This window comes from Caulobacter sp. GW821-FHT11E10 (genome assembly GCF_058808375.1).
The window spans coordinates 312,751-338,656 of the sequence record NZ_JBXARP010000001.1 but is presented as its reverse complement, the minus strand read 5'-3'; the positions used below and the strand labels follow the sequence as shown (position 1 = coordinate 338,656).

Here is a 25,906-nt window from a genome sequence, read left to right as displayed (position 1 = left end):
GTAGGGAACAAACACCGAATTGGCCGACGTCGCCGATTCGGTCATGATTCGTTTCGCCCCTGTTCGGACAAGCGTTAGCGCGCGTTAAGAGGCGTTGACGGACGGTTCGGGGCCGTCGTCGAAATTGCCGGAAGCGCCAGTCGCGCCCCTCACCGTCATTCCCGCCCTTGTGGCGGGTGTCACCCGAGACCGACAATGGCTTGCGGCGAGCATTTAAGCCGACACACGTTACTTCCGTGATGGGTGGGAGTCGGATGTTCAGTGCGTCCTTCGAGGCTCGCCTGCGGCTCACGCCTCAGGATGAGGATCTCCTTGCACTGACCACCTCATCCTGAGGTGCGCGCTCCTGAGCGCGCCTCGAAGGACGCAGTGAGCCAATGCCCGACTAGGGTGGTTAGCGGACCTCAAAACCAATGACTATTCATCGCCCGCAAGAAGGTAGGATCATCTACGGGAAGGCCTGACGCCGATCCCAATACCGAGTCGATTTGGCCGTGCGGGCAGATAGCGGTGCCCGAGCCCTCGTTGAGCCAACGCTCGACCTGGGCTGGCTTGAACGTCTCAAGGCAATAAAAACAGCCGCAAACACTGCTGTCTTCGATGGCCTTTCGATGCCCGGACGAGTGTCGGTGTGCTGCTCGTAAAACATCCGCCGAATAGATCATAAGGCAAGGGTGGATGAAGGCGTAAGCGTCCGCAATGGGTCGTAAGGCGACCTTGCCGGTAGCCGTGCACTCCCCGCCACAAGGGCGGAAAATGACGGGAGTTGGAGAGGCTGGCCTACCCCCCGCGCGGCGGGGCCACCGAGAACTCCAGGTCGAACAGCGTCGGGACCGCGTTGGTCTTGGCCCGTTCGATGGTCAGCAGCCGCGCCTTGGTCTCGGCCCCGCCTGGCGCGGAGAAGCCGCCCATGCCGCCGGATGCCGCCAGCACGCGGTGGCAGGGCACCACGATCGGCCAGGGATTGTCGCCCAGGGCCTTGCCCACCGCCCGCGCCGCGCCCGGCTCGCCCATGGCCTTGGCCACCTCGCCATAGGTCGAGGTCTCGCCGGGCGTGATGGCCCGAGCGATCTCATAGACCCGCAGGTTGAAGGCCGGCTGGCTGGCCAGGTCCAGCGGGATATCCGACAGGTCGTCCTTGCCACCGGCCAGCAGGTCGCGGATCCGGTCGATGATCTTCTCGATCTCCGGCGTCGGATCGGCCTCGACCGCCTCGGGGAAGCGCCGCCGCAGCCGCGCCCAGGCCGCGCCGGGCGTGCTCTCGGGCAATTGCACACCGATCAGGCCGCGCTCGCCCCAGGCGAGGCCGCAGCGCCCGATCACCGTGTCGAAAAGGACGAAACCCGGGGCGGTCATGCGGAAAAAATAGCAGGCCTGTTGCGACTTTCGAGGGGTCAGCCATACGTTTTCCGATTCTTGCTACGCTTGGAGAGCGCCTTTGCCCCGGATCCTTCTCGCCGCGCTCTTCGCCGCGACCTCTTTCACGGCCGCGAATGCCGCCGATCTCCTGATCCACGGCGGCCCGATCCACACCGGCGTCGACACCGCGCCCACCGCCGAGGCGGTGCTGATCCGCGACGACAGGATCCTGTTCGTCGGCCCGCTGGCCGCCGCCAAGGCCAAGGCGGCCAAGGACGTCCGCGACCTCGACCTGAAGGGCGCGGCCGCCTATCCGGGCTTCGTCGACGCCCACGCCCACCTGGTCGGCATCGGCCTGCGCGAACTGACCCTGAACCTCGACCAGACCAAGTCGCTGGCCGAGCTGGTCGCCACGGTGAAGGCCCACGCCGCCGCCCATCCCGAAGGCGCGATCTTCGGCCGGGGCTGGATCGAGACCCACTGGCCCGAGAAGCGCTTCCCGACCAAGGCCGACCTGGACGCCGCCGCGCCCGGCCGCGTCATCGTGCTGGAGCGGTCCGACGGCCACGCCAGCGTCGCCTCCAGCGCCGCCCTGGCCAAGGCCGGGGTCACGGCGACCACCGCCGATCCGGCCGGCGGCAAGATCCTGAAGGGCGCCGACGGCCAGCCCGACGGCATGCTGATCGACCATGCCCAGAGCCTGGTCGAGGGCGTCATTCCGCCACCCAGCGAGGCCCTGAAGCGCGAGGCCATCCGCAAGGCCGGGGCGCTCTACGCCGCCCGGGGCTGGACCGGCATCGAGAACATGAGCGTCATGGGCGACGACCTGGCCCTGCTGCGCGACGAGGCCGGCAAGCGCGCCTTCCACATCCGGGTCGACAACTACATGGACCCCAGCGGCGCGGCCGAGGTGCTGTCCAAGGGCCCGCAGACCGACCCGACCGGCCTGATCCGCGTGCGGGGCATCAAGCTCTATATGGACGGCGCCCTGGGCTCGCGCGGCGCGGCCCTGCTCGAACCTTATAGCGACGCCGAGGGCCTGGGCCTGCAGCTGACCCCGCGCGACAAGGGCCTGGCCCTGATGCAGCAGGCCAAGGCCGTCGGGGCCCAGGTCGCCATGCACGCCATCGGCGATCGCGGCAACCGCATGACCCTGGACTGGTTCGAGGAGACCCTGGCCGGGGACGCCAAGGCCCGCTGGCGCATCGAGCACGCCCAGATCGTCACCGACACCGACGTGCCGCGCTTCGCCAAGCTGGGGGTCATCGCCTCGATGCAGCCCAGCCACGCGATCGGCGACCTCTATTTCGCCCCGGCGCGCCTGGGCCAGGCCCGCCTGCACGAGGGCTATCGCTGGAAGGACTTCCTCAAGGCCGGCGTGGTCGTGGCGGCCGGCTCCGACGCCCCGGTTGAGGTCGGCGATCCGCGCATCGAGTTCTACGCCGCCGTCCATCGCCACAGCCTGACGGGCTTCGCCAATGCCGACTGGCACCTGGAAGAGGCCGTCACCCGCGCCGAGGCGCTGAGGATGCTGACCCTGGCCCCGGCCTATGCCGTGTTCCGCGAGAAAGAGCTGGGCACCCTTGAAGCCGGCAAGAAGGCCGACGTCACCGCCTTCAGCAAGGACCTGATGACGGTCGAGCCCAAGGAGATCCTGACCGCCGAGCCGGTGCTGACGGTGGTGGACGGCAAGGTGGTGTTCGCGAAGTGAAATCCTCCCCCCGCGAGGGGGAGGATTTGGCTCAACCGCCCCGCCTAGCCGCCGAGCGGCACGATCCGGATTTCGTCCACGCCGATGCCGAGCAGGCGAGGATCGCCGCCGCCGGGCGAGGCCGCGTCTGGCAGGCGAAGCTCGATCCGCGTCGGTCCGCCCGCACGGCCGCCCTCGATCCGCGTGGTGAGAAGGCCGGGCGCCATCACCCTCGTGCTGCTCATCATCCGACCGTCGACCAGGACCTCGACACGCTGGGGGCCGGCCGGCGCGACGCTGACCAGGTTCATCACCAGCGCGAAGTCGGGGCTCTTGTTGTCGACGGTGAGCCACGCGGTCTTGGCGTTGGTCCACGTGCCCCCGGGCTCGGGCAAGGCCCAGCCCTCGCCGACGGCGGCCGGGCGCGCGCCGGCCAGCCGAATGACGGGAGCGGCGGCTACGCTCTCGGCCGGGATCGGCGAATAGGGCGCCAGGCCCGTCCGCGACAGGCCGCGCCCGCACACCAGGCCGCGCATGAAGACATAGCAGTCGGACCGGCCCTTGAACCGCTCGAACAGCACCGGTTGCTTGGCCCGGTCGCCGACCACCGCGGTGATGGTCTTGTCGTCGGGCGAGGCATTGACCGTGGCGGCGGGCTCGACGTCGCAGCTCACGGCGAAGGCGCGCGCCGTCGGACCCGAGTTGGAGACGCCGTGACGGCGCAGCGCCAGGGCCGACATCTGCACGATCGTCCAGCCGTCCTCGCCGCTGACGCACTCGACCAGGGGCGCGAAACGCCAGGGCCGCGCCTCGAACGCCGGATCGGTCCGCATGATGGGATCGTAGAAGGCCGCGACCGGTTCGTAGGTCGTGCGAACGCCTCGGATCATCTGGGTCATGTCGAACGCCTGCAGCAGGGTCGCGGCGATCAGGAGCCCGAGGCGAACCTTGCCGGACTCCAGCTTGTCGACGCGCACGACGCCCCAGGCCAAAAGGCCGTAGCCGACGATCCAGAAGAAGCGGCCATGGCAGCGGAAGAGGCCGATCAGGTTTCCGAACACGCCCGAGGGACGCGGCAGGTCGAACAGCATCCGCATGCCCAGATAGGGCTTAGGCCCGACGGCCCAGAACGTCAGGACGATCATCGCGGCGATCAGCGGCCCAAAGCGGAGCCAGAAGCCGGGCTCGATCCTGACGCCGCGCGCGAGGCCAAACACGGCCCTTCCGAGCGCGACCAGGACCAGCAGCAGGACGCCCGCGCCGAGATAGGCGAAGCCCTCGAAGGTCTGGGCGCCGTTGGCGTCGAGCGTGCCGGTGAACCACTGGCCGTTCCAGGTCTGGCCGAACACCGCCGAGGCCTGCGGCAGGATCGGCCCGACGAGATTCATCGAGTAGAAGCCCATCGCCGCGCCGCCGCCCGACTGGCCGCCGTTCTCGCCATAGCCCAGCACCCAGGCGGCAAGGCCGGCGCCGACGCCGTAGGCGACGATCGTCAGGGCGACATCGCGCACGGCCTTGCCCCGCGCCTGCAGCAGTTGCGACAGCAGACCCGCGCCCAGGCAGGCCGTGACCGTGACGATGTGATAGGGATGCGTCCCCAGGGCCAGTACGGCCAAGGCCGTGATCTCGACCATTCTGCGGACCGAGAGGCCCACCCGGGCGACCTGGATGCTCCAGGCCAGGCTCAAGATCAGCAGCCAGTGGCCAGCCAGCGCGATGTGGCCGAACTGCCGGACGAACCAGGCCGGATAGAACAGGGCGATCAGTCCGCCCAGCACCAGCGACGACGTCCGCTTGACGCCGCAGGCCCGCAACAGCGCGACCATGGCCAGCGGCTGGGCGACGTAGGAGATCAGCAGGAACAAGGCCAGGGGGTTGATCACCCGTCCCAGTCCCAGCGCCTTCATGACGATGGTCAGCCACGGCAGGCTGTCGGTGTAGACGATCGAGGTCGGCAACGCTTCGCCGCGCAGGGCCGTCGTCTCGGTGAGCGGGAAGGTCCACGGATGGTCGATGACCGCGTGATGGCCGGCCATCATGGTCGCCATATCGCCGCGCGGCTCTATCCAGTAGGCGGCATCGGCGCTGAGCAGCGGCAGGCCCATGACCAGATGGAACAGCACAAGCGCCGCCAGGATCAGCCCCAGTTGCCAGTACGATTGACCCTTCACGTGCTCTCGCCCCCAACGAATACCCATCACGGCTACCCTAGGGTGCGACGCTTATCCACCGATGTTTATGGTGGAGCTTGATCGTGGATTTCTCAGTCCTCGATCGCCTCGACGCCCTGCCGGTCCAGTTCCGCCAGGTGCTCCCGCATCGTCTTCAGCTGCTCGGGCGTATGCCCGGTCCACTCGGCCACCTCGCCGATGATCCGCAGCGGCTCCCGCGTGCGGTACGACCTGGTCGGATTGCCGGGGAATTTCTTGTCGGTGAGGTTGGGGTCATCCTCGAACGGGCCGGTCGGTTCGACGATGTAGATCCGCTCGCGCGCCTCGCCCTGGGCCAGCTCCGCGCCCCAGGTCGCCGCCTCCAGCGTGGCGCTGAAATAGACGAAGACCGCCGCCTTCCGCTTGCCGTAGTTGGAGTTGAAGCCCGCGCCCAGCAGGTCGCCGGCCTTCAGGTCGATCTTCGTGCCGTGATAGAAAGTGTCGGTCATCGCTGGCGGCCCTTCGTGAAACGGGAACGCGGTTCCCTCTCAGGGCGCTACAAACTGCGCATAATTCGTCGGCCGCCAATTCTTGATCTCAAGTTTTTCGCCCCCAAATCCCCTTCAGGCGCGGCGCCGTGGCGCTTGCCTCCCCCCGATTCCCGCCCCACCTTTAGGTCATGAGTGACCGTTCGACCGGCCTGGCCCCTTCCAAGCTCACCGCGGTCCTGGGGCCCACCAATACCGGCAAGACCCATCTGGCCGTCGAGCGGATGCTGGGCCACGCCTCGGGGATGATCGGCCTGCCGCTGCGCCTCTTGGCGCGCGAGATCTACGACCGGATCGTCAAGCTGCGCGGCAAGGCCTCGGTGGCCCTGATCACCGGCGAAGAGAAGATCGTCCCGCCGCGCGCGGCCTATTTCGTCTGCACGGTCGAGGCCATGCCGCTGGGGCGCGAGGTCGACTTCCTGGCCGTCGACGAGATCCAGCTGTGCGCCGACCCCGAGCGCGGCCACATCTTCACCCACCGCCTGCTGCATGCGCGCGGCAAGTTCGAGACCATGTTCCTGGGGGCCGGGACCATGGCCCACCTGGTCCGTCGCTTGCTGCCCGACGCCGAGATCGTCGGGCGCGAGCGGTTCAGCAACCTCTCCTACGCCGGCTCCAAGAAGCTGACTCGCCTGCCGCGGCGGACGGCGATCGTCGCCTTCTCCACCGACGCGGTCTACGCCATCGCCGAGCTGATCCGGCGCCAGCGCGGCGGGGCGGCCGTCGTGATGGGAAGCCTCAGCCCCCGCACCCGCAACGCCCAGGTCGCGCTCTACCAGTCCGGCGAGGTCGACTTCCTGGTGGCCACCGACGCCATCGGCATGGGCCTGAACATGGACGTCGACCACGTGGCCTTCGCGGGCCTGCGCAAGTTCGACGGCAAGCGCACCCGCTGGCTCTATCCGCAGGAGGTCGGTCAGATCGCCGGCCGCGCCGGCCGCTACACCCGCGACGGCACCTTCGGCGTGACCAGCGATTGCGAGGAGATCGACGAGGACCTGGTCGAAGCGGTCGAGAACCACACCTTCGAGCCGATCACCCAGGCCGAGTGGCGCAACGCCCGCCTGGACTTCGGCACGCTCCCGGGCCTGCTCCGCTCGCTGGCCGAGACGCCCAAGCGCAATGGCCTGTCGCTGTCGCAGGAGGCCCTGGACGAGCGCACCCTGCGGGCCCTGGCCAAGCAGGAGGACGTGGTCGCCCGCTGCAAGACCGACCGCTCGGCCCTGCTGCGATTGTGGGACGTCTGCCAGACGCCGGACTTCCGCAAGACCACCGACGATGATCACCAGCGCATGGCGCGCACCCTGTTCGACGACCTGACCACGGGCCGCAAGCGCCTGCCCGAGGACTGGATCAACGCCCAGTACAAGGCGCTGGACCGCGTCGACGGCGAGATCGACAGCCTGGCCGCGCGGCTCTCGGGCGTGCGCACGCTCAGCTACATCGCCAACCGTCCCGACTGGGTGGCCAATCCCGCCCACTGGCAGGGCCTGACCCGCCAGCTGGAAGACCGGATCAGCGACACCCTGCACGAAAAGCTGATGGCCCGATTCATCGACCGCCGCACCAGCGTGCTGATGAAGCAGCTGGGCGAGCGCGAGACGCTCTATGCCGGCGTCGGCCAGGACGGCGAGGTCACGGTCGAGGGCCACGTGGTCGGGCATCTGTCGGGCGTGGCCTTCACCCCGGTCCAGGCCGCCTCGCCGCTGGAGGAAAAGGCCCTGCGCAACGCCGCCCAGCGCGCGGTCGGACCCGAGATCGCCCGCCGCCTGGGCTTGCTGGCCAGCGAGCCCGACGACGCCTTCGCCCTGACGCCGGACGGCGCGATCCTGTGGCGCGGCGAGATGGCCGGGGCCGTGCGCCACGGCCTGCCGTTGCTGTCGCCCCGCGCCCGCCTGCTGGGCGAGCTGGGCCCGGCCGCCGTGCGCGAGCGGGCCGAGCGGCGGCTGGACGCCTTCCTGGCCAGCGAAGTCGACAAGCACCTGGCGCCGCTGCGCAAGCTGGAACGGTCCTTAAGCGGCGGCGAGCTTCGCGGCCTGCCGCGCGGCATCGCCCACCGCCTGCTGGAGGCCGGCGGGGTGCTGGACAAGGGTCCCGTGGATCCCGAGCTGAAGGCCCTGAGCCAGGGCGAGCGGCGCACGCTCAAGAGCCTGGGCGTGCGGATCGGGGCGTTCAGCCTCTACAGCCCCGGCGTCCTGCGGGCCGAGGCGATCGCCTGCGCCCGGGCGCTCAATCCGACCGGCTGGCGCGGGGCGCTGACCACGCTGGAGGCCCTGCCCAAGCCCGAGCCCTCGTCGCGCGAGCTGTCGGCCAGCGGCTTGCGGGCCGTGGCGGGCTTCAGCGTCCCGGTCGAGGCGCTGGAGAAGCTGGACGCCCTGTTGCGGGCCGAACAGCAGCTGGGCGGGGTGGTGCTGACCGAGGCCGCCTTGACCGATCTGGGCTGGACCGCGCCCCAGGCCTCGGCCGTCCTGCGCGCCCTGGACTACACCCCGGCGATCCGCGCCAAGCCCGGCCAGCCCATCGTCTGGAAGCGGCGCGGGGCGGCCAAGCTGGAGCAGAAGCCCGTCAAGGCGCGTCCGGACTCGCCGTTCGCGGCCCTGGCCAAGCTGACCGAACCCCCGCCGCGCCGCAAACGACCCAAGCGCCGCAAGCCCGCCGCGCCGAAACAGGCCGCCTCATGACCGACACCGTGAACGACGCCGTTCGCGCGGATGTGTGGCTTTGGCGGGCGAGGTTCTTCAAGACGCGGTCGCTGGCGGCGAAGTTCGTCGACGAAGGCCGCATCCGCCTGACACGCTCAGGGACCGAAAGCCGGGTCGACAAGCCTTCGCGGACCGTGAAGCCCGGCGATGTGCTGGTCTTCGGCCTGGGCGGGCGCCTGATCGCCGTGCGGGTCCTGGACTGCGGCGAAAGACGCGGCCCGGCGACCGAGGCGCGCGGGCTGTACGAGGCGGTGGAGTAAAGATCCTCCCCCTTTGGGGGAGGTGGCCCAGAGGGCCGGAAGGGGCAGCTCGGCATAGGCCGCATTAGCCCCCTCAGTCGCTCCGCGACAGCTCCCCCAGCGGGGGGAGCATCTGCTCGGCGCTACATCCTGAATCCCTTCAGGAAGCCCGCCACCTCGTTCGCCGGCATCGGGCGGCCGAAGTGGTAGCCCTGGACCTGGTCGCAGCCGTAGTGCTCGAGCGCCTTGAGCTGGGCGGCGTCCTCGACGCCCTCGGCGACGACCTTCATGCCCATGGAGGTGCCCAGGGTGATGACGGCCTTCACGATGGCCTCGTCCTCGGCGTTCTGGACGAAGGACTTGTCGATCTTCAGGCGGTCGATCGGGAACTGGCGCAGATTGGCCAGGCTGGCGTAGCCGGTGCCGAAGTCGTCCAGGGCGATCATCACCCCGGCGTCGTGCAGCTGGCGGACGGTGTCGCTGACCAGGTCCGAACCCCAGCCCATATAGACGTTCTCGGTGACTTCGATCGTCAGTCGGTCGCAGGGCACGTTCCAGCGGGCCAGGCGCTCCTGGATCTCTTCGGCCAGGCGGCCGCTGCGGAACTGGGCCGAGCTGATATTGACCGCCACGCGGCCGAAATCGACACCCTCGTCCATCCAGTCGCGCATCTGGCGCAGCGCTTCCTCGAAGGCGACGTCGCCCAGCTTCAGCGACAGGTCCTGGTCCTCGAAGGCGGCCATGAAGCGGGCCGGCGTCAGGATACCCTGCTCGGGGTGGGCCCAGCGCATCAGGGCCTCGAAGCCGGCGACCTTGTTCTCACGGATATCGACCACCGGCTGGTAGAACAGGGTGAACTCGTTCTCGACCAGGGCCGCGCGCACGTCGCGCAGCAGCTCGATCCGCTGCTCCACCTCGGACCGCATCGACGGTTCGAACATGATGCTGCGGTTGCGGCCCGCCTCCTTGGCCCGGTAGAGGGCGATATCGGCGTTCTTGATCATGTGGGCCGGATCGGCGTCCGGATCGCCGTGCAGGGCGGCCCCGATGCTGGCGCTGGCCGTGAAGCTGCGGCCGGCGTGCTCGATCGGACGGCGCAGCAGATCCTGCAGCGTCTTGATCGGCCGCAGCATGTCGGCCTCGCCGTGCAGGCCGCGCAGGATCACCGCGAACTCGTCACCGCCCAGCCGGGCGACCGTGTCTCCGGCCCGGAAGGCGTGCTCCAGCATGCCCGCCAGACGCTTCAGCAAAGCATCCCCGGCGTCGTGGCCCAGGGTGTCGTTGATGTCCTTGAAGTGATCGACGTCGATCATGATCAGGCCGAACATCTCGCCCAGCGTCTCGGACGCCGACACCGCCTCCTGGAAGCGGTGCTGGAACAGGGCGCGGTTGGGCAGGCCCGTCAGCGAGTCCTTGAAGGCCAGGGTCTCGATCGCCTCGGTATGGCGACGGCGGTCGGTGATGTCCTTGAACAGATTGACCAGCTTCTCGGGCTGGCCGTCGGCGCCGACGAAGACCTTGCCGACCGAGCGGACCCAGGTCTCGACCCCGTCCTCGCGGTGCAGGCGGAATTCGAACACCCGCGCCTCGCCCAGCTTGCGGGAGGCCACGGCGTCAGCGCAGCGCTGGCGGTCGTCGGGATGGACGATCTCCAGCGGGTCGTCCTTGAATTCGCAATATTTCTGCAGCTCGGGCGCGGCGCCCGAGAAATAGACCTCGCGGGTGCGCAGGTCGTACTCACGGACCAGCAGGTCATCCAGCTCCAGCGCCATGGTCAGGCGCTGCTTGTCGCGCTCGGCGCGCAGGACGCTGTCGGCATAGCCGGTGACGTCGCGGGCCGTGGCCATGACCGCGTAGGTCTCGTCCCCCTCGCGGCAGGCGCTGAATTCGGTGCGCCAGACGTGTTGGACACCGGTGTCGTCGCAACTCGCCAGATAGCGCGAAAAGGCCACGCCCTCCTCGGCGCAGGCGAACAGGGCGGCGATGTCCTCGGGCGCGACCAGCCCGCCGGCGCTGGCGTCTTGCTCGTTTCCCAAGCTCGCGGCGATGCCCTGGGCGCGCCATTCGCGGCTGACGGCGACCAGAGTCAGGTCGCGGTCCAGCAGGGCGGCGGCGAACGGAAGCTCGCGAACAAACTCACCGAACGCGCGCGCGCGCGCCCTGGCCAGGGCGCGAGTTTCGCGGTCGGCTTCCAAGGTCGGCTGGATAGCCAAGGCTTCATTCTTCATGGTGTCGGGTTTCCGACTGTTTTTATTGGGCGTTTCCCGGTCGGCATAATTATGTTCGTTCAATAAGAAATAGTTTGCATCCAGACGACGCGTTGTCGCGCGGCGTGGCGTCCCAGCCCCCACCAGGGCCCCAGAAGGAGACGCGGTCTGGCCGCGCCGTGAGAATTCCTGGGCGCGAGGACCAGTAAGCCGCATTGACAATCCGGCCCCAGACTTCGAAAACGCGCGCGCCCTTTACTCCGTCCGACTTCATTCGAGTTTACGATGACCTACATCGTCACCGACGCCTGCGTTCGCTGCAAGTTCATGGACTGCGTGGAGGTGTGCCCGGTCGACTGCTTCTACGAAGGCGAGAACTTCCTCGTCATCAATCCCGACGAATGCATCGACTGCGGTGTGTGCGAACCGGAGTGCCCGGTCGACGCCATCAAGCCCGACACCGAGGACGAGGCCGACGGCAAGTGGCTGAAGGTCAATTCCGACTACGCCAAGATCTGGCCGAATATCACGGTCAAGGGCGAGCCTCCGGCCGACCGTGAGGAATTCGAGCGCGAGACCGGCAAGTACGAGAAGTACTTCAGCGAAAAGCCGGGCAAGGGTTCCTGATCCTGGCGTCCGCCGGTTTCTGATGGCGCATCAGAAACGGATCAGCAGGTTCGACTTGTGGGGTCTAGAGCGTCACGCGCGCCGATGCCGCTCACGCTTTCGCCGCCAGGCTTCGGGCCCGATTTCTCAAGCTTGAAGCGGCGCCGCGATGCGAAAGCTTGGCGGCTTGTCCCGACCTGCTGGGACGCAACCCTTTCATAGGGCTGAATTTTATGCTATTGTCGCTGTCGACGTGACGGTTGCGGCTTATCGCGACGGTCCGTCTTGTCGAAGAAGCCGTTCAACCGGCGCGCCCCGATCGAAGGCGAAGGGTGTCTTAAAGGTCTAATTCCAAATCCTGAAGGCTTGGCCCCGCGCCCAGTATTTCCGCGGAGCGGGAAGCTGTCGCCTTTGTTTCGGAATTTAAGACGGCGTTCGGGCCCGGCGGGCCCGCATTGATGAGGACGAACATGAGCAAGTCTGGTCTGGAATTCTCGGTCGGCGATCACGTCGTTTACCCCGCGCACGGCGTGGGCACCATTCAGGCGGTCGAGACCCAGGAAGTGGCCGGTTATTCGCTCGAAGTCTACGTCATCACCTTCGACCATGAAAAAATGACGCTGCGCGTCCCGACCAAGAAGGCCAAGACGGCCGGCCTGCGCCCGCTGGCGGAAGGCGGCACCGTCAGCCAGGCCCTGACGACCCTGAAGGGCCGCGCTCGCGTGAAGCGCACCATGTGGTCGCGTCGCGCCCAGGAATACGAAGCCAAGATCAATTCGGGCGACCTGATCTCGATCGCCGAGGTGGTCCGCGACCTGCACCGCGCCGAGAACCAGCCGGAACAGTCCTATTCGGAACGCCAGCTGTATGAATCGGCCCTGGATCGCATGGCCCGCGAAGTCGCCGCCATCGAGCGTATCGACCGCGAAGCCGCCATCGGCATCCTGACCAAGTCGCTGGTCAAGGCCGCCTAAGGCGGTTCTTTCGACCGACGAACACGAAGACGCCCTCCGCCCAGCGGAGGGCGTTTTTGTTTGGGCGGCGACGGCTTGAAGCCTCGCAAGTGACAGCGCTAACATCGACCCGAGCGGCGGAGTCATGTCGCGTCTCTTGATCTCTGGACGCCATGCCGATCTCGCCTCCCAGTCGCCGCGTACTTTTCAAGGGCTTGATCGGCGGGGTCAGCTTGGCCGCCCTGTCGCCAGGCCGAGCCTTCGCCGCCGAAGACGCCTCCCCGCTCTATCGCTGGCGCAATGTCCGGGTCGGCGGCGGGGGGTTCATTCCCAATGTGGTGTTCAGCAAGGTCGAGCGGGGCCTGGCCTATCTGCGCTCCGACATGGGCGGGGCCTATCGATGGCAGGCCAAGGACGAGCGATGGATCCCGCTGCTCGACGACCAGGCGGAAGGCAGCTGGCAGGGCGTCGAGAGCGTCGCCGCGGATCCGCGCGACGCCGATGTCGTCTATCTGGCCTGCGGCATGGGCCGGCGCGATCCGGCCGCCATCCTACGCTCCGAAAGCCGCGGGGCCGACTGGACGGTGACGCCCGTCCCGTTCCGCATGGGCGGCAACGAGGATGGCCGAGGCCTGGGCGAACGCCTGGCCATCGACCCCAACGACACCACGACCCTCTATTTCGCCTCGCGCCACGACGGCCTGCAGGTCAGCCGCGATCGCGGCGCGACCTGGAGCCGGTCGGAAAGCTTCCCCCTGCCGGGGCTCGGCCTGAACCAGCGCCCCGCGCCGACCCACGGAGGCCTGTCGTTCGTGATCTTCGATCCGGCGAGCGGCGAAGCGGGCGCGGGGTCGCGCACCCTGTTCGTCGGCGTGGCGGATCCCAGCCAGCACCACCTCTGGCGCAGCGACGACGGCGGCCGGGCCTGGAGGCCGATCCCCGCCCCCCACGACTTCTATGCCTGCAAGGCGGCCCTGGACCACCAGGGGCGCCTCTATGTCACCTATTCCAGCGGCATCGGGCCCAACAACGTCGCGGACGGCGCCGTCTGGCGACTGGACACCGCCACCAACGCCTGGACCGAGGTCACGCCGGCCAAGCCGGTCGCCGGGCAAGGCGGCGGCTTCATGGGCGTGGCGGTCGACGCCCAAGGCGCGGTGGCCGTCACCAGCCTGAACCGCTGGAACCCTCACGACAGCCTGTGGCGCTCGACCGACGGCGGCCGAAGCTGGACCGACCTCTATCCGGACGCGCGGCGTGATGTCAGCACCACGCCCTTCCTGCTGTGGGGCGAGCCGCGGGCCGATTTCGGCTGGTGGATGGCCGGCCTGGCCATCGACCCGTTCGATCCCGACTTCGCCTGCTACACCACCGGCGCCACGATCTACGCCACGCGCGAGTTCACCAAGGCCGCCGCGGGCCGCGCCACCCAGTGGTTCCCCTGGGTCGAGGGTATTGAGCAGACGGCGATCATCACCTTGTGCAGTCCGCCGGAAGGCCCCCAGCTTCTCAGCGGGTTCGGCGACATCTCCGGCTTCGCCCACGAGGACCTGACCCGCTCCCCGACCCTGCAGTTCACCAACCCGGTGTTCGGCAACACCAACTTCATCGACTATGCCGGCATGAGGCCCGCGGTGATCGTCCGCAGCGGCACGCCGCATCAGCGCCACAGCGGACCGACCCTGGCCTGGTCGGGCGACCATGGACGAACCTGGGCGCCGATGAGCGCGCCCCGCATCCAAGGCGCGCCGCCCCCGCCGGGCGCCGGGCGACGCGGTCCCGACCCGCACGAGGACGCCGCCATCGTCGTCAACGCCGACGGGAGCGTGTTCATGGTCATGACGGCCACGCCCCAGATCACCCGTGATCGCGGCGCGAGCTGGGGCCAATGCCAAGGCCTGCCGGCCTGGGCGCGACCGGTCCCCGACCGGGTCGACGCCCGCCGCTTCACGGCGATCGATTTCATGACCGGCCGGCGCCATGTCAGCCTCGACGCCGGCGCGACCTTCGCCGAAGCGCCCGTCCAGGGGCTTCCCGCCGACCTTTCGGCCGACCACGCGACCTGGCGCGAGGTCCCCTGGCCCCTGAAGGCCGCGCCCGGCAAGGCGGGACATCTTTGGCTCGCCTCGACCCAGGGCCTGTTCCGCTCGACAGACGGCGGCGCCCGCTTCGAAAGGATCGATGGCGGCGTCCAGGTGGAGCAGCTGGATCTGGGCGCGCCGCCGCCCGGCCACAACCACCCGACCCTGTTCGCCATCGGCCGCAGGGGCGGTGTCCGGGCGATCTGGCGCTCGACCGACGAAGGCCGGACCTGGGCGCGGGTCAATGACGAGCGGCACGAATTCGGACGCCGCTTCCGGTGCCTGGCGGCCGATGCGCGGGTCCATGGCCGGGTGTATGTCGGCACAGACGGGCGAGGCATTGCCTACGGCGAGCCCGGCTGAGGCGCGCCCGCTCAACCTCCGCCTCGACCGCAACCACACGCCGCTTGTCCCGCGCCTAAAGGCGCCGTCATATGGCTTTCGTGGCTGCACGGGCGTTCCCGGGGGGGAGGCGTCGAGGGCGGCTCACAGCGTGCGGAGACCTCGTGGATTCCGGCCCTCTCAAGCGTCTCGACGGTGCGACCTCGCTGGCTCAACGCCTGAGCCTGCTGACGGTCCTGTTCCTGGCGCCGATTATCATCCTGCTGTCGACCATGACGGCCTATGCGCTGCGCGAGATCACCTTCACCGAGCGCGAGGTGCGCGGGGCGCGGTTCCTGGAACAGACCTGGCCAATCGTCATGGGCGCGCCCTTGGCGGGGCAGGCCAAAGACCTGGAGAACGCGGCCGAGAACCTGGGGGTCCCCGACGAATGGCGCGCCTTTACCCAGGCTCAGCCGGACAATCGCGCCGAGGCCGGGGCCGCGCTGATCGTGGCGACCGCCGACGCTTCCAACCTGACGCTCGATCGAGACCTGGCCCGCTTCTATCTGGGCGACACCTCGACCGTCGCCCTGCCCGGCACGCTGATCGCGGTCGAGCGCCTCGACCAGGCCACCAGCCTGCCCGGCGATATGGCCGGTCGGCGCGAGCGCGTGTTCTCCGCGTTCGAACGCCTGAACGCCCAGTCCGAGCTGCTCGACCTGGCCCTGGCCAAGGCGGCGCGAAACCATCCGGCTCCCGAAATACGCGACCAGATTCTGGCGCACCGGCGGGACCTGACCGCCGCCCGCGCCGCGACCCTGGCCCAGCGCGACGCCGCCATGGCCGGCGCCCGGCCGGATCTCACACGCCTGCGCGGCGCGCTTCACGCGACCTGGACGACCAGCGCCGGACAACTGCGCGACCTCGTCAAGCAGGAGCTGGACCTGCTGGTCATGCGCTTCGCCTTCAGCCTGGCCCTGATCGCCGTCTCGGTGGCCGGAGCGCTGGCCCTGACCGTCACCATCCATCGCGGCATCACCCGGCGGATCGACGACCTGATCGGCGTGATGTCGCGGCTGATCGGCGGCGACCTCGACGTCGAGGTCCCGCACCTGGACCAGCACAACGAGTTCGGCCGCATCGCCGAGACGGTCCTGGCCTTCCGCGACAGCCAGATCGAACGGGCCCAGCTGGAGGACGAGGCCGCCGCCGCGGCCCGCGCCAAGTCCGAGTTCCTGGCCAATATCAGCCACGAGATCCGCACGCCGCTCAACGGCGTCATCGGCGCCACCAGCGCGCTGTCGACCACGCCGCTCGCCCCCGATCAGCGCCGCATGGTCGACCTCATCCGCGCCTCGGGCGCCGATGTCGAAAGGCTGATGTCCGACATCCTGGACGTCGCCCGCATCGACGCCGGCGACCTGCGCGTGGAGCTGTCGTCGTTCGACCTGGTCGAGGTCATCAAGGACGCGCTCGCGCCCATGCGGCTCCGGGCCGCCGACAAGGGCCTGGCGCTGCGGCTGGACCTCAACGCCCAGACCGAGGGTCTGTTCGAGGGCGACCCCGCCCGCCTGGCCCAGGTGGTGGCCAACCTGACCGCAAACGGCATCAAGTTCACCGACAAGGGCGAGGTCGTCGTCTCGATCGCCACCCTGCCGACCGAGGTCCCCTCCACCCGCCGCCTGACGGTCGAGGTGCGCGACACGGGCGTCGGCTTCGACGAAAGCCAGTTGCCGCGCCTGCTGGAGCCGTTCACCCAGGCCGACGGCTCGCTGTCGCGGCTCCATGGCGGCGGCGGGCTGGGCCTGCCGATCTGCAAGGCGATCATCGAACTGCTGGGCGGGGCCTTGGACGTGCGCTCCAAGCTGGGCGTCGGAAGCTGCTTCCGCTTCTCCGTGCCGCTGCGGGTGGCCGTCGCCACCCTGCCGGCGCCCGCCAACGAACCGATGGAACGCCCGGCCCGCGTGCTGCTGGTCGAGGACCACGAGGTCAACCGCGCGGTCGTCGAGCTGTTGCTGGCCCCGCTCGGCGTCGAACTGGTCATGGCCTGCGACGGCCAGGAGGGGATCGACGCCTTCCGGGACGACCACTTCGACCTCGTGCTGATGGACATGCAGATGCCCCGCGTCGACGGCCTGGCCGCCACCCGCCGGCTGCGCGACATCGAGGCCCAGCGCGGCAACGGCCGCACGCCGATCGTCATGCTGACGGCCAATGTCGGCCCGGAGCACCAGCTGGCCGCCCTGGCGGCGGGCGCCGACGCCCACCTGGCCAAGCCGATCGACCGCGAGCGGCTCTGGAACGTGATCATGGGCGGCGCGGCGGCGGCCTGACGAACCCTCCCCGCGCCGACTCTGGTTGCCCCCCTCGAACGAAGCGGGCTAGCTGATGGCCACAAGAGGGACGGGGACGGACAGCAGCATGAACGCAACGGCCGACGAGACCGTCCGCAAGGGCCTGGTCACCCGCTTCCTGACCACGGCGCCGCCCTGGGCCTTCGCCCTCTATGGCGGGCTCTCCTCGTTCGCCGTCTATTTCGCCATGTTCGGCTATCGCAAGCCGTTCACGGCCGCGGCCTTCTCGCATCCGGAAGGTTGGCCGTTCGCCTTCGACTTCAAGATCGCCCTGGTGATCGCCCAGGTCGCCGGCTACGCGACCGCCAAGTTCATCGGGGTCAAGGTGATCTCCGAGATGCAGCCTGGCCGGCGCGCCATCGCCATCCTGACCCTGATCTTCGGCGCCGAGATGGCCCTGCTGCTGTTCGGCACCCTGCCGACCGTGATCGGGCCGATGGCGATGTACTTGAACGGCCTGTGCCTGGGCATGATCTGGGGCCTGGTGTTCGGCTTTCTCGAGGGCCGCCGTCTGACCGAGGTGCTGGGGGCGATGCTGTGCGCCAGCTTCATCCTGTCGTCGGGCGTGGCCAAGTCGGTCGGCAAGATGCTGCTGCTGTCGAACGTCGACGAGCGCTGGATGCCCGCCATCTCGGGCCTGATCTTCGCGCCGCTGATGCTGATCGCCGTCGTGGCCCTGGCCCAGCTGCCGCCGCCCAACGCCCAGGACGAGGCCGAGCGGGTCAAGCGCGCGCCGATGGACGCCAAGGACCGCGCCGCCCTGTTCACCGCCCACGCCCCGGCCCTGATCCTGCTGATCGGGGTCTATGTGATGCTGACGGCGCTGCGCGACTTCCGCGACAACTTCTCGGCCGAGATCTGGGCCGAGCTCGGCTTCAAGAACGCCGCCTCGATCTTCACCCTGTCGGAGCTGCCGGTGGCGGCGATCGTGCTGGTCGGCCTGGCCGCCCTGATGGGGGTCAAGGACAACCGCAAGGCCGTGGCCTTCAACATCGGCTTCGTGGCCCTGGGCTTCGTGCTGCTGGGCGCCTCGACCCTGGCCTATCAGCTGCATCTGCTGTCGCCGGTCTGGTGGATGGTCCTGGCCGGGGCCGGGCTCTACATGGGCTACACCCCGTTCAACGCCATGCTGTTCGACCGGATGATCGCCGCCACCGGCAAGATCGGCACGGCGGGGTTCCTGATCTATGTCGCCGACTCGTTCGGCTATATCGGCAGCATCTCGCTGCTGCTGGTGAAGTCGTTCGCCAAGCTGAACATCGAGTGGAGCCAGTTCCTGGCGGGCGGCGCCTATATCGCCTGCGGCCTGGGCCTGGTCGGGCTGTTCTTCGCCAACCGGTTCCTGAGGACGCTTTGACGTGGCGCTGCGGACCATCAGCCTCCGCGCCCGCCGAGCTCTCGCCGATTTCCTGAAGGACGAGGCCGCCGGCGGCTATGCGCTGATGGTCGCCGCCGCCCTGGCCCTGATCGTCGCCAACTCGCCGCTGGCCTCGGCCTATTTCAAGGCGCTGCACGCCTATCTCGGCCCGATGAGCGCCCTGCACTGGATCAACGACGGGCTGATGGCCCTGTTCTTCCTGCTGGTCGGGCTGGAGATCAAGCGCGAGGTGCTGGACGGCCAGCTGTCCCGGCCCGCCGACGTGCTGCTGCCCGGCGCGGCGGCCTTGGGCGGGGTGATCCTGCCGGCGGCGATCTACCTGGCCTTCAATCTCAAGCACCCCGACAGCATCGCCGGCTGGGCCATTCCCTCGGCCACCGACATCGCCTTCGCCCTGGGTGTGCTGGCCCTGATGGGGCCGCGCGTGCCGACCTCACTGAAGGTGTTCCTGACCGCCATCGCCATCATGGACGACCTGGCGGCCATCGTGATCATCGCGCTGTTCTACACCGAGCAGCTGCACCTGCTGGCCCTGGCCGGGGCGGGCGGCGTGTTGCTGGTCCTGATCGCCCTCAACCGGCTGAAGGTCATGAGCCTCTGGCCCTATCTGCTGCTGGGCGTGGCGCTGTGGTTCCTGGTGCTGCAGTCGGGCGTCCACGCCACCCTGGCCGGGGTCGCCCTGGCCCTGACCATCCCGCTGCGGGCCGACGACGCTTCGCCGCTGCACCGGCTGGAGCATGCCCTGCACAGGCCGGTCGCCTTCGGGGTGACGCCGATCTTCGGCTTCGCCAACGCCGGGCTGTCGTTCGCCGGGGTCGGCCTCGCGGCCGTGCTGGACCCCGTGCCGCTGGGCGTGGCCCTGGGCCTGTTCCTCGGCAAGCAGCTGGGCGTGTTCGGCGTCGCCTTCGGCCTGGTCAAGCTGGGCTGGACGCGAATGCCGCGCGGCGCGTCGCTGGGCCAGCTCTACGGCGTGGCCGTGCTGTGCGGGATCGGCTTCACCATGAGCCTGTTCATCGGCGGCCTGGCCTTCAGCGACCCGAAGCTGATCGACGAGACCAAGATCGGCGTCCTGGCGGGCTCCGTGGCCTCGGCGCTGCTGGGCATGGCGATCCTGAGCGCCGCCAAGCCGAAGACGGACTAGAAGAACACGTCGTCCAGGTCGACCTCGCCGGTTGGCGCTTCGGCCGGTTCCTTGGCGGTTTCGCCGTCCTGAACGGTCTGCGCCAGCTCGCCGACCACGGCGCCGTGCGTCTCGCGCTCCTGGGCCATGCTGTACTGGGCGTAGAGCGCGTTCAGACAGGCGGTCAGCACCTCGTCGGCCTCGCCTTCGGGTTCGAACGGCGCGGCCGGCAGGGCGTCCAGGGCCGTGGCGGACGCTTCCAGCATCAGGCCGATCTCGCGGCGGCAGTCCATGCGCGCGGCGGCCTGGTTCATGGCCTCGACCACCGCTCCGCCCTGTTTGGCCAGGTCGACGATAGCGCCGCCGCCCGAGCCGCCGACCTCGCGGATGCGGGACAGGGCGGTCTGCAGGACGCCCGAGATCTGGGCCGTGGCCGGATTGCCCGACAGCTCGCCGCCACCCAGTCCCACCGCGCCGCCGATCAGGGTTTCCACTCCGGCCAGGGTGCGGTCGGCGGCCAGTTCGAGCTTGGCGGCGTGGCCGCGCAGCTCGACGGCGATGACGGTGATCGGCTTGCCCTGCTCGCCGATGCGGGCGCAGCGCAGGGTGGCGTTGAGGGCCATCTGGTGGACATTGGCCTGGATGCGGCGCACGCCGTCGATCCGTTGCGCCAACCGCTCGGCCGCCGCCGCCACGGCCTGGCCGACATCGAGGGCGGCCTGGTCGGCGGCGGTCATCTCCTCGACCAGGATCAGGGCCTTGCCCACATGGCCTTCAAGCCGTCCCAGGAAATCGCCGTCACTGCGGTCCGCCCGGCCATAGGCCAGGTCCTGCAGCTGCAGGATCTCGCGCGTGTCGGCGGCGATGCCGGCCATGTTGCGCTCGATGGCCGCCATCTCGAGTCCGAAGTCCTCGATCGTGGCGTCCAGCTGCGCCTTCAGCAGGGCCAGCATCACCGAGCGGATCCGCTCGCGACGCTCGCCCGACAGGTCGGCGTCCAGGCCGTCCAGCAGCTGCAGTCCGAACTGAACGTGCTCGGCGCGCTGGCGGGTGATGTCGCCGATCTGCAAGGCCATCAGCACCCCGCCGACCTTCTTGCGCGTATCGCGGGCCAGCTGGGCGACCTGGTTGGCGACGGCCGCCACCTGCACGCGCTGCGAGGCCAGCTGGCCGGCGTTGGCCTCGATGGCGTCCGGCGTATCGACCGCCAGGTCGGCGCAGTGGATCCGCAGGTTGCTCTCGTAGATCATCGCCGAGCGCAGGTCGTGGTCCAGCAGGCGCAGGTCCTCGTCGAACGACTCCAGGTGCTCGCGGCCCACGGCGATGCAGTCGGCGATCTCCTGGGCGAACAGGGCGAAGTCGCCGTTGTCGCCCTCGACCCCGCCCGCGGCGATCTTGATGTAGAGCGCGACCACCCGCAGGTAGGCGAGGTTCTGGTGCATGTCGACGATGTGCGCCGCCAGGTCGCGGCTCAGCGTCTCCAGCTTCTCCAGCGCCAGATGGCGCCCGACCAGACCGTCCGGCAGGACCCGCAGGCCCGCCGCGGCCGTGTTCAGGTCGCGGGTGGTGGCGTCGACCATCGACTGGTCCATGGCCTTGGCCAGGGTCTCCAGCGAGGCGATCAGCACCCCGACGCTGCCGGTCGCGTCCGCCAGGACGCCGCCCGTCTTCAGGAATTGCCCCTCGATGGCCTTGGCCACGGCGCCGAGCCGATCGGCGACGGCGCGGGTCTCGGGATCGGAAGGCGCGGCGTCGAATTGCATCGCTGGTTCAGCCATGGACCGGTTCCCCTCGCTGCGCATGCGCAAGGACTTCGTTGAGCGCGGCGAAGAGCGCCGCGGCGGTGATAGGTTTTTCGATATGCATGTCCGCCCCGGCCGAGCGGCTGGCGGCGACGTGCTCGTCGCCGGCATTGGCGGTCAGCATGATGATCGGCGCTCGCGCCGCGCCGCTTTCGCGTTCCAGGCGGCGGATCTCGCGCACGGCCGAGAGGCCGTCCATCACCGGCATCTGGACGTCCATCAGCACGACGTCGACAGCGCCTTCGGTGAAGGCGTGGACCGCCTCGCGGCCGTTCTCGACGCTGATGACCTCGGCCGCGTCGGCCAGCATCAGCTCGACCACGCGGCGATTGGTCGGATGGTCGTCGGCCAGCAGCACCCGCACGGCGCGCTCGGCCTCCAGGGTGTCGGTGTCGACGTCGGCCTGGGTCGGGGCGGTCGTGCGCGGCAGGGGCAGGCAGAACCAGAACTTCGCGCCCTCGCCCGGCTGGCTGTCGCAGTCCAGCTCGCCGCCCATCAGGGCCACCAGCTCGCGCGAGATCGACAGGCCCAGGCCCGAACCGCCGAACCGGCGGGTGATCGAGGCGTCGGCCTGCTGGAAACGCTCGAAGATCCGCGCCTTCTCGATCTCGTCGAACCCGATGCCCGTGTCGGAGACCGAGAAGCGCACCGGGCCGTCGTCGTCGCGATAGGCGGTCAGGGAGACGGCGCCGCGCTCGGTGAACTTGGCGGCGTTGCTGATCAGGTTGACCAGCACCTGGCGCAGGCGGACCGGATCGCCGATCACCACCCCCTCCAGCTCCGGCAGCACGGCGACGGTGAAGTCGACCGGCTTCTCGCTCATCGCCAGGCGCGAGGAATCCTCGACCGTGCGCAGCAGGTCGCCCAGGTGGAAGGGTTGCTCCTCGACCGTGACGCGGCCGGCCTCGATGCGGGCCAGGTCGAGGATGTCGCCCAGCAGGCGCTCCAGCATGACGCCGGAGTTGCGGATGATGCCGACCAGTTCGCGCGAGGCCTCTGGCAGGTCGTGCTTGGCCAGCAGGTCGGCGCCGGCCACGACGCCATTCATCGGCGTACGGATCTCATGGCTCATATTGGCCAGGAAGGTGCTCTTGGCGAGGCTGGCGCGCTCGGCGTCCCGCACAGCCTCTTCCAGGGCCCGGGCCTGGGCGACCCGCTCGCCGACGTCCTCGCCCAGGCTGATCAGGTGGCGCGCGCCCAGGTCGTCGAACGTGGCCAGCACCTTGATGTCATAGACGCCGCCGCCCCTGTCCGGGGGGGCGCGCAGACCGCGGATTGTTCGCGTCTCGCCCATCTTCAGCGTCGAGGCGCCGTTCTTCTCGAAGAAGGCGGCCATCTCATCGCCGAACAGTTCGGCGCGGAGGCGGCCGATCGCGTGCTCGGCGTCGATGCCGAAGGCCTTCTCCGACGCGCGGTTCCACAGCACGTAGCGGCCGGTGTCGCTGGCCTGGACGGCCAGGGGCGAGGGCAGCGATTGCAGCACCGCCTCCATCAGGGAGGCGCTTTCGACCTCGTCGGTGACGTCGCGCGACAAGGCCATCAAGGCGGTCAGTTCGCCGTCGCTGTCCGGCACGGGAGAGATCAGGGTCTCCCAGTAGGTCGGGCCGTTGATCTCGAAGGCGTCGAAGGTGCGGAAGCAGGCCAGCTGACCGGTGGCCGCCGTGCGCAGGGCGCGTTCGACCGAGAAGCGGCTCTCCTCGGGCCAGACCTCGACCAGCGGGCTCATGGCCGGCAGCCGGCTTTCGCGTTCGGCATAGGCCTGGGCGGCCGAGTTCATGCCTTCGATGCGCCCGTCCAGAGTCAGCATCCACTGCCGGAACGGCAGGGCGCCGCCGGCCCGGCTGGCGCGCAATGAATCGCGGAGGTCGGGGCGCGCCTCGATCATCTACCGCTCCGTGCCCCGCAGGATCTCGGCGGCGATGCGCTGCAGTGGCAGGATGCGGTCGACGCAATTGCGGGCGATCGCCTCCTTGGGCATTCCGAACACGACCGAAGTCGCCTCGTCCTGGGCGATGGTGAAGGCGCCGGCGGTCTTCATCTCTTCCAGGCCGCGCGCGCCGTCGTCGCCCATGCCGGTCATGATCACGCCGACGGCGTTCGGACCGACGGTGCGGGCGGCCGAGCGGAACAGTACGTCCACGGACGGTCGGTGGCGCGAGACCAGCGGGCCCGGCTTGACCGAGACGTGATAGCGGGCGCCGCCGCGCTCGATCATGGTGTGGAAGTTGCCCGGCGCGATCAGGACGCGGCCGCGCAGCACGGCGTCGCCGTCCTCGGCCTCCTTGACCTCCATGGCGCACAGGCTGTCCAGGCGCTTGGCGAACGAGGTGGTGAAGCGTTCGGGCATGTGTTGGACGATGACGATGCCCGGGGCGGCGGCCGGCAGGCCTTCCAGCACCTCGCGCAGGGCCTCGGTGCCGCCGGTGGAGGCGCCGATGCAGACGATCATCTCGGTGGTCTTGGCCATCGCCCGGCTGGTGGGCGGCGGCAGCATGGCGTCGGCGGTCAGCTTCTTCTCGGGAACGGCCCGGCGCGGTGGTGGAGTCCGCAGGCCGGCGCGCGGCACGCGGTCGAAGCTGCCCACCCGCTTGGCGCGGGCCGCGGCCTTGACCGTGTCGCAGATCAGGATGCGCGCCTCGGCCAGGTGCTCGGCCACGCCCATGCGCGGCTTGAGGATCACGTCGACGGCGCCGGCTTCCAGGGCCTGATGCAGGGTCTCCGACCCGCCCTCGACCAGGGACGAGCACATCACCACGGGTATCGGATGCTGGGCCATCAGGCGGCGCAGGAAGGTGACGCCGTCCATGCGCGGCATCTCGACGTCCAGGGTGATGACGTCGGGGATTTCCTCGGCGATGCGCTTGGCGGCGACAAACGGGTCGGACGCGGCCCCCATCACCTCGATCTCGGGATCGCTCTCCAGCACCGCCGTCAGGGTCTGGCGGACCACCGCAGAGTCGTCGACGATCAGGACACGGATCTTGTCGCTCATAGCCGTTGAAACACCGTATGGGCGACGGGGGCGACCGGCAGGTCGACGCCGACAATCGATTCCGAATGACCCAGGATCAGGTAGCCGCCCGGACGCAGGTGGTCGCAGAGATTGTTCAGCACCTTGGCCTGGGTCGGTTTGTCGAAATAGATCAGGATGTTGCGCAGGAAGATCACGTCGAAGTCGCGATCGGCCGGATAGGCGTCGTCCATCAGGTTCAGGCGAGCCACCGACAGCTTGCCACGCAGTTCGGGCGCGATCCGCACCTCGGGACGGCGCGGATCTCGGCACCGCATCACGTAGCGGGCGCGCAGCTCCTGCGGCACCGGGTCGATCATCGCCTCGGAGTAGCGGCCGGCCGTGGCCTGGGTCAGGACCTGGGTGCAGAGGTCGGTGCCGAGGATCGAGTAGTCGACGCGGCGGACCTGGCGGCTGAACTCCTCCAGCACCATGGCCATGGTATAGGCCTCGGCGCCGATCGAGCAGGCCGCGCTCCAGATCTTGAGCTTGGTGCGGCCGCCCTTGGTCAGAGTCTGCAGCCCCTCTTCGCGCAGGAAGTCGAAGTGCTGGGGCTCGCGGAAGAAGTCGGTCTTGTTGGTGGTGATCGCGTCGATCAGGCGGACCTCTTCCCGGTCCAGGCCGCCGCCGTCGAACAGATAGTCGCAATAGTCGTCGACGGTCAGGTAGCCGCTGTCGCGCATGCAGCGGCGCAGGCGCCCCTCCAGCATCGTCCGCTTGTTCGGCGGCATGCGGATGCCGCTGTAGTCGTGGATGAACTTGGCCAGCCGGTTGAAGTTGCGCAGGCTCAGCGCCTCGCTCAACGAAGGGTCCTGCGGCTTCATCTGGACGGCGAGGTTCGACAAGGGCGGGCTCCGGAGCGCCGCGTTTTGCGGCGCGAAGAGGCGGAAGAGATCACGCCGCCGGTCAGGCGGCTTGGCGGATGGCGTCGGCGTCCTGGGCGGTCAGCATGCGGGTCATCTCGAACAGGACGACAAAGCCCGTTTCGCGCCGGACGACGCCCTGGATGTAGTCCGAGCGCCACGGCACCCCGATGTCCGGGGCCGGCTCGACCTGGTCCGACCGCACGGTGATCACCTCGATCACCCGGTCGGCCACCAGGCCCAGCGACAGCAGCCGGTCCTCGAGCGGGACGTCCAGCACCAGGATCCGGGTGCTGGGACCTGGCGCCACCGGCGCCAGGCCCAGCTTGCGGCGCAGGTCCAGGGTCGGGGTTCCCTGGCCGCGCACATCGGTCAGCCCCAGGAGGAAGGGCGGACCATCGGGTATGGCGAACGGCGCGCGGTACTCCAGGATCTCGCGGACGAACGTCACCGGGATCGCGAAGACCTCATCGCCCAGGCTCAAGGTTACGAACTGAAGTTCGTCAGCCGGGCTGGACAT

The 25,906-nt window shown here is 69.1% G+C and carries 18 protein-coding genes; 9 read left to right on the top strand and 9 right to left on the bottom strand.

The window, feature by feature from the left end:
• Nucleotides 1-780: 780 nt before the first annotated feature.
• Nucleotides 781-1,356 carry a methylated-DNA--[protein]-cysteine S-methyltransferase gene (locus AC1RRV_RS01560; RefSeq protein ID WP_492857821.1) on the bottom strand — a complete coding sequence of 192 codons (576 nt, stop codon included), beginning with the start codon at nt 1,354-1,356 and terminating at the stop codon, nt 781-783.
• An 82-nt stretch (nt 1,357-1,438) separates the two neighbouring features.
• On the opposite strand from AC1RRV_RS01560, the gene AC1RRV_RS01555 reads away from it, so the two are divergent.
• The gene (locus AC1RRV_RS01555) at nt 1,439-3,070 is read left to right on the top strand and encodes an amidohydrolase (protein ID WP_492857820.1); all 1,632 of its coding nucleotides are present in this window, start codon (nt 1,439-1,441) and stop codon (nt 3,068-3,070) included.
• A 44-nt stretch (nt 3,071-3,114) separates the two neighbouring features.
• Here the strand turns inward: AC1RRV_RS01555 and AC1RRV_RS01550 are convergent, their stop codons facing one another.
• Nucleotides 3,115-5,220 (bottom strand): DUF6311 domain-containing protein, encoded by a 2,106-nt coding sequence (locus AC1RRV_RS01550; RefSeq protein WP_492857819.1) that lies wholly within the window; start codon nt 5,218-5,220, stop codon nt 3,115-3,117.
• A 92-nt stretch (nt 5,221-5,312) separates the two neighbouring features.
• A complete protein-coding gene (arr, locus tag AC1RRV_RS01545; protein ID WP_492857818.1) occupies nt 5,313-5,708 on the bottom strand; it encodes an NAD(+)--rifampin ADP-ribosyltransferase in 396 nt (131 codons plus the stop codon).
• Between the two features lie 170 nt (nt 5,709-5,878).
• On the opposite strand from arr, the gene AC1RRV_RS01540 reads away from it, so the two are divergent.
• Both AC1RRV_RS01540 and AC1RRV_RS01535 read left to right on the top strand, forming a co-directional pair.
• Nucleotides 5,879-8,428 (top strand): helicase-related protein, encoded by a 2,550-nt coding sequence (locus tag AC1RRV_RS01540; RefSeq protein ID WP_492857817.1) that lies wholly within the window; start codon nt 5,879-5,881, stop codon nt 8,426-8,428.
• A complete protein-coding gene (locus AC1RRV_RS01535) occupies nt 8,425-8,709 on the top strand; it encodes an RNA-binding S4 domain-containing protein (protein WP_492857816.1) in 285 nt (94 codons plus the stop codon). The genes AC1RRV_RS01540 and AC1RRV_RS01535 overlap by 4 nt, the downstream gene beginning before the upstream one ends.
• 122 nt (nt 8,710-8,831) lie before the next feature.
• Here AC1RRV_RS01535 and AC1RRV_RS01530 read toward each other — a convergent pair whose 3' ends face one another.
• On the bottom strand, nt 8,832-10,916 hold the full coding sequence (locus AC1RRV_RS01530) for a putative bifunctional diguanylate cyclase/phosphodiesterase (protein WP_492857815.1): 2,085 nt from the start codon (nt 10,914-10,916) through the stop codon (nt 8,832-8,834).
• Between the two features lie 264 nt (nt 10,917-11,180).
• Here AC1RRV_RS01530 and fdxA point away from each other — a divergent pair, with 264 nt between their 5' ends.
• The 6 genes from fdxA to nhaA all read left to right on the top strand — a co-directional run bounded on the left by fdxA (nt 11,181) and on the right by nhaA (nt 19,732).
• Nucleotides 11,181-11,522 (top strand): ferredoxin FdxA, encoded by a 342-nt coding sequence (gene fdxA / locus AC1RRV_RS01525; RefSeq protein ID WP_492857814.1) that lies wholly within the window; start codon nt 11,181-11,183, stop codon nt 11,520-11,522.
• A 449-nt stretch (nt 11,523-11,971) separates the two neighbouring features.
• Nucleotides 11,972-12,475 (top strand): CarD family transcriptional regulator, encoded by a 504-nt coding sequence (locus AC1RRV_RS01520; protein WP_492857813.1) that lies wholly within the window; start codon nt 11,972-11,974, stop codon nt 12,473-12,475.
• Between the two features lie 152 nt (nt 12,476-12,627).
• Nucleotides 12,628-14,898 carry a WD40/YVTN/BNR-like repeat-containing protein gene (locus AC1RRV_RS01515; protein WP_492857812.1) on the top strand — a complete coding sequence of 757 codons (2,271 nt, stop codon included), beginning with the start codon at nt 12,628-12,630 and terminating at the stop codon, nt 14,896-14,898.
• A 143-nt stretch (nt 14,899-15,041) separates the two neighbouring features.
• Nucleotides 15,042-17,192 (top strand): ATP-binding protein, encoded by a 2,151-nt coding sequence (locus tag AC1RRV_RS01510; protein WP_492857811.1) that lies wholly within the window; start codon nt 15,042-15,044, stop codon nt 17,190-17,192.
• A gap of 88 nt (nt 17,193-17,280) precedes the next feature.
• Entirely contained in the window at nt 17,281-18,570 is a 1,290-nt protein-coding gene (locus tag AC1RRV_RS01505) for a DUF5690 family protein (RefSeq protein WP_492857810.1), read from the top strand.
• A 1-nt stretch (nt 18,571) separates the two neighbouring features.
• Entirely contained in the window at nt 18,572-19,732 is a 1,161-nt protein-coding gene (gene nhaA / locus AC1RRV_RS01500; RefSeq protein ID WP_492857809.1) for a Na+/H+ antiporter NhaA, read from the top strand.
• On the opposite strand, the gene AC1RRV_RS01495 is transcribed toward nhaA, so the two are convergent.
• From AC1RRV_RS01495 to AC1RRV_RS01475, 5 genes are all read right to left on the bottom strand, one after another.
• Complete coding sequence (locus AC1RRV_RS01495) at nt 19,729-21,489, bottom strand: hypothetical protein (RefSeq protein ID WP_492857808.1); 1,761 nt, start codon at nt 21,487-21,489, stop codon at nt 19,729-19,731. The genes nhaA and AC1RRV_RS01495 overlap by 4 nt on opposite strands.
• Nucleotides 21,482-23,398: an ATP-binding protein gene (locus AC1RRV_RS01490; RefSeq protein ID WP_492857807.1), complete on the bottom strand. Its 1,917-nt coding sequence runs from the start codon at nt 23,396-23,398 to the stop codon at nt 21,482-21,484. The genes AC1RRV_RS01495 and AC1RRV_RS01490 overlap by 8 nt, the downstream gene beginning before the upstream one ends.
• Complete coding sequence (locus AC1RRV_RS01485; protein WP_492857806.1) at nt 23,399-24,505, bottom strand: protein-glutamate methylesterase/protein-glutamine glutaminase; 1,107 nt, start codon at nt 24,503-24,505, stop codon at nt 23,399-23,401.
• Complete coding sequence (locus tag AC1RRV_RS01480) at nt 24,502-25,368, bottom strand: CheR family methyltransferase (RefSeq protein WP_492857805.1); 867 nt, start codon at nt 25,366-25,368, stop codon at nt 24,502-24,504. The genes AC1RRV_RS01485 and AC1RRV_RS01480 overlap by 4 nt, the downstream gene beginning before the upstream one ends.
• Nucleotides 25,369-25,429: 61 nt before the next feature.
• Nucleotides 25,430-25,906, bottom strand: coding sequence for a chemotaxis protein CheW (locus AC1RRV_RS01475; protein WP_492857804.1), 477 nt, complete (start codon nt 25,904-25,906; stop codon nt 25,430-25,432).

Coding starts and splice junctions, on each gene's coding strand:
- AC1RRV_RS01540 (WP_492857817.1), top strand. CDS start 5,879: ATGAGTGACCGTTCGACCGGCCTGGCCCCTTCCAAGCTCACCGCGGTC.
- AC1RRV_RS01530 (WP_492857815.1), bottom strand. CDS start 10,916: ATGAAGAATGAAGCCTTGGCTATCCAGCCGACCTTGGAAGCCGACCGC.
- arr (WP_492857818.1), bottom strand. CDS start 5,708: ATGACCGACACTTTCTATCACGGCACGAAGATCGACCTGAAGGCCGGC.
- AC1RRV_RS01535 (WP_492857816.1), top strand. CDS start 8,425: ATGACCGACACCGTGAACGACGCCGTTCGCGCGGATGTGTGGCTTTGG.
- AC1RRV_RS01475 (WP_492857804.1), bottom strand. CDS start 25,906: ATGTCCAGCCCGGCTGACGAACTTCAGTTCGTAACCTTGAGCCTGGGC.
- AC1RRV_RS01515 (WP_492857812.1), top strand. CDS start 12,628: ATGCCGATCTCGCCTCCCAGTCGCCGCGTACTTTTCAAGGGCTTGATC.
- AC1RRV_RS01495 (WP_492857808.1), bottom strand. CDS start 21,489: ATGGCTGAACCAGCGATGCAATTCGACGCCGCGCCTTCCGATCCCGAG.
- AC1RRV_RS01505 (WP_492857810.1), top strand. CDS start 17,281: ATGAACGCAACGGCCGACGAGACCGTCCGCAAGGGCCTGGTCACCCGC.
- AC1RRV_RS01485 (WP_492857806.1), bottom strand. CDS start 24,505: ATGAGCGACAAGATCCGTGTCCTGATCGTCGACGACTCTGCGGTGGTC.
- AC1RRV_RS01490 (WP_492857807.1), bottom strand. CDS start 23,398: ATGATCGAGGCGCGCCCCGACCTCCGCGATTCATTGCGCGCCAGCCGG.
- fdxA (WP_492857814.1), top strand. CDS start 11,181: ATGACCTACATCGTCACCGACGCCTGCGTTCGCTGCAAGTTCATGGAC.
- AC1RRV_RS01520 (WP_492857813.1), top strand. CDS start 11,972: ATGAGCAAGTCTGGTCTGGAATTCTCGGTCGGCGATCACGTCGTTTAC.
- AC1RRV_RS01560 (WP_492857821.1), bottom strand. CDS start 1,356: ATGACCGCCCCGGGTTTCGTCCTTTTCGACACGGTGATCGGGCGCTGC.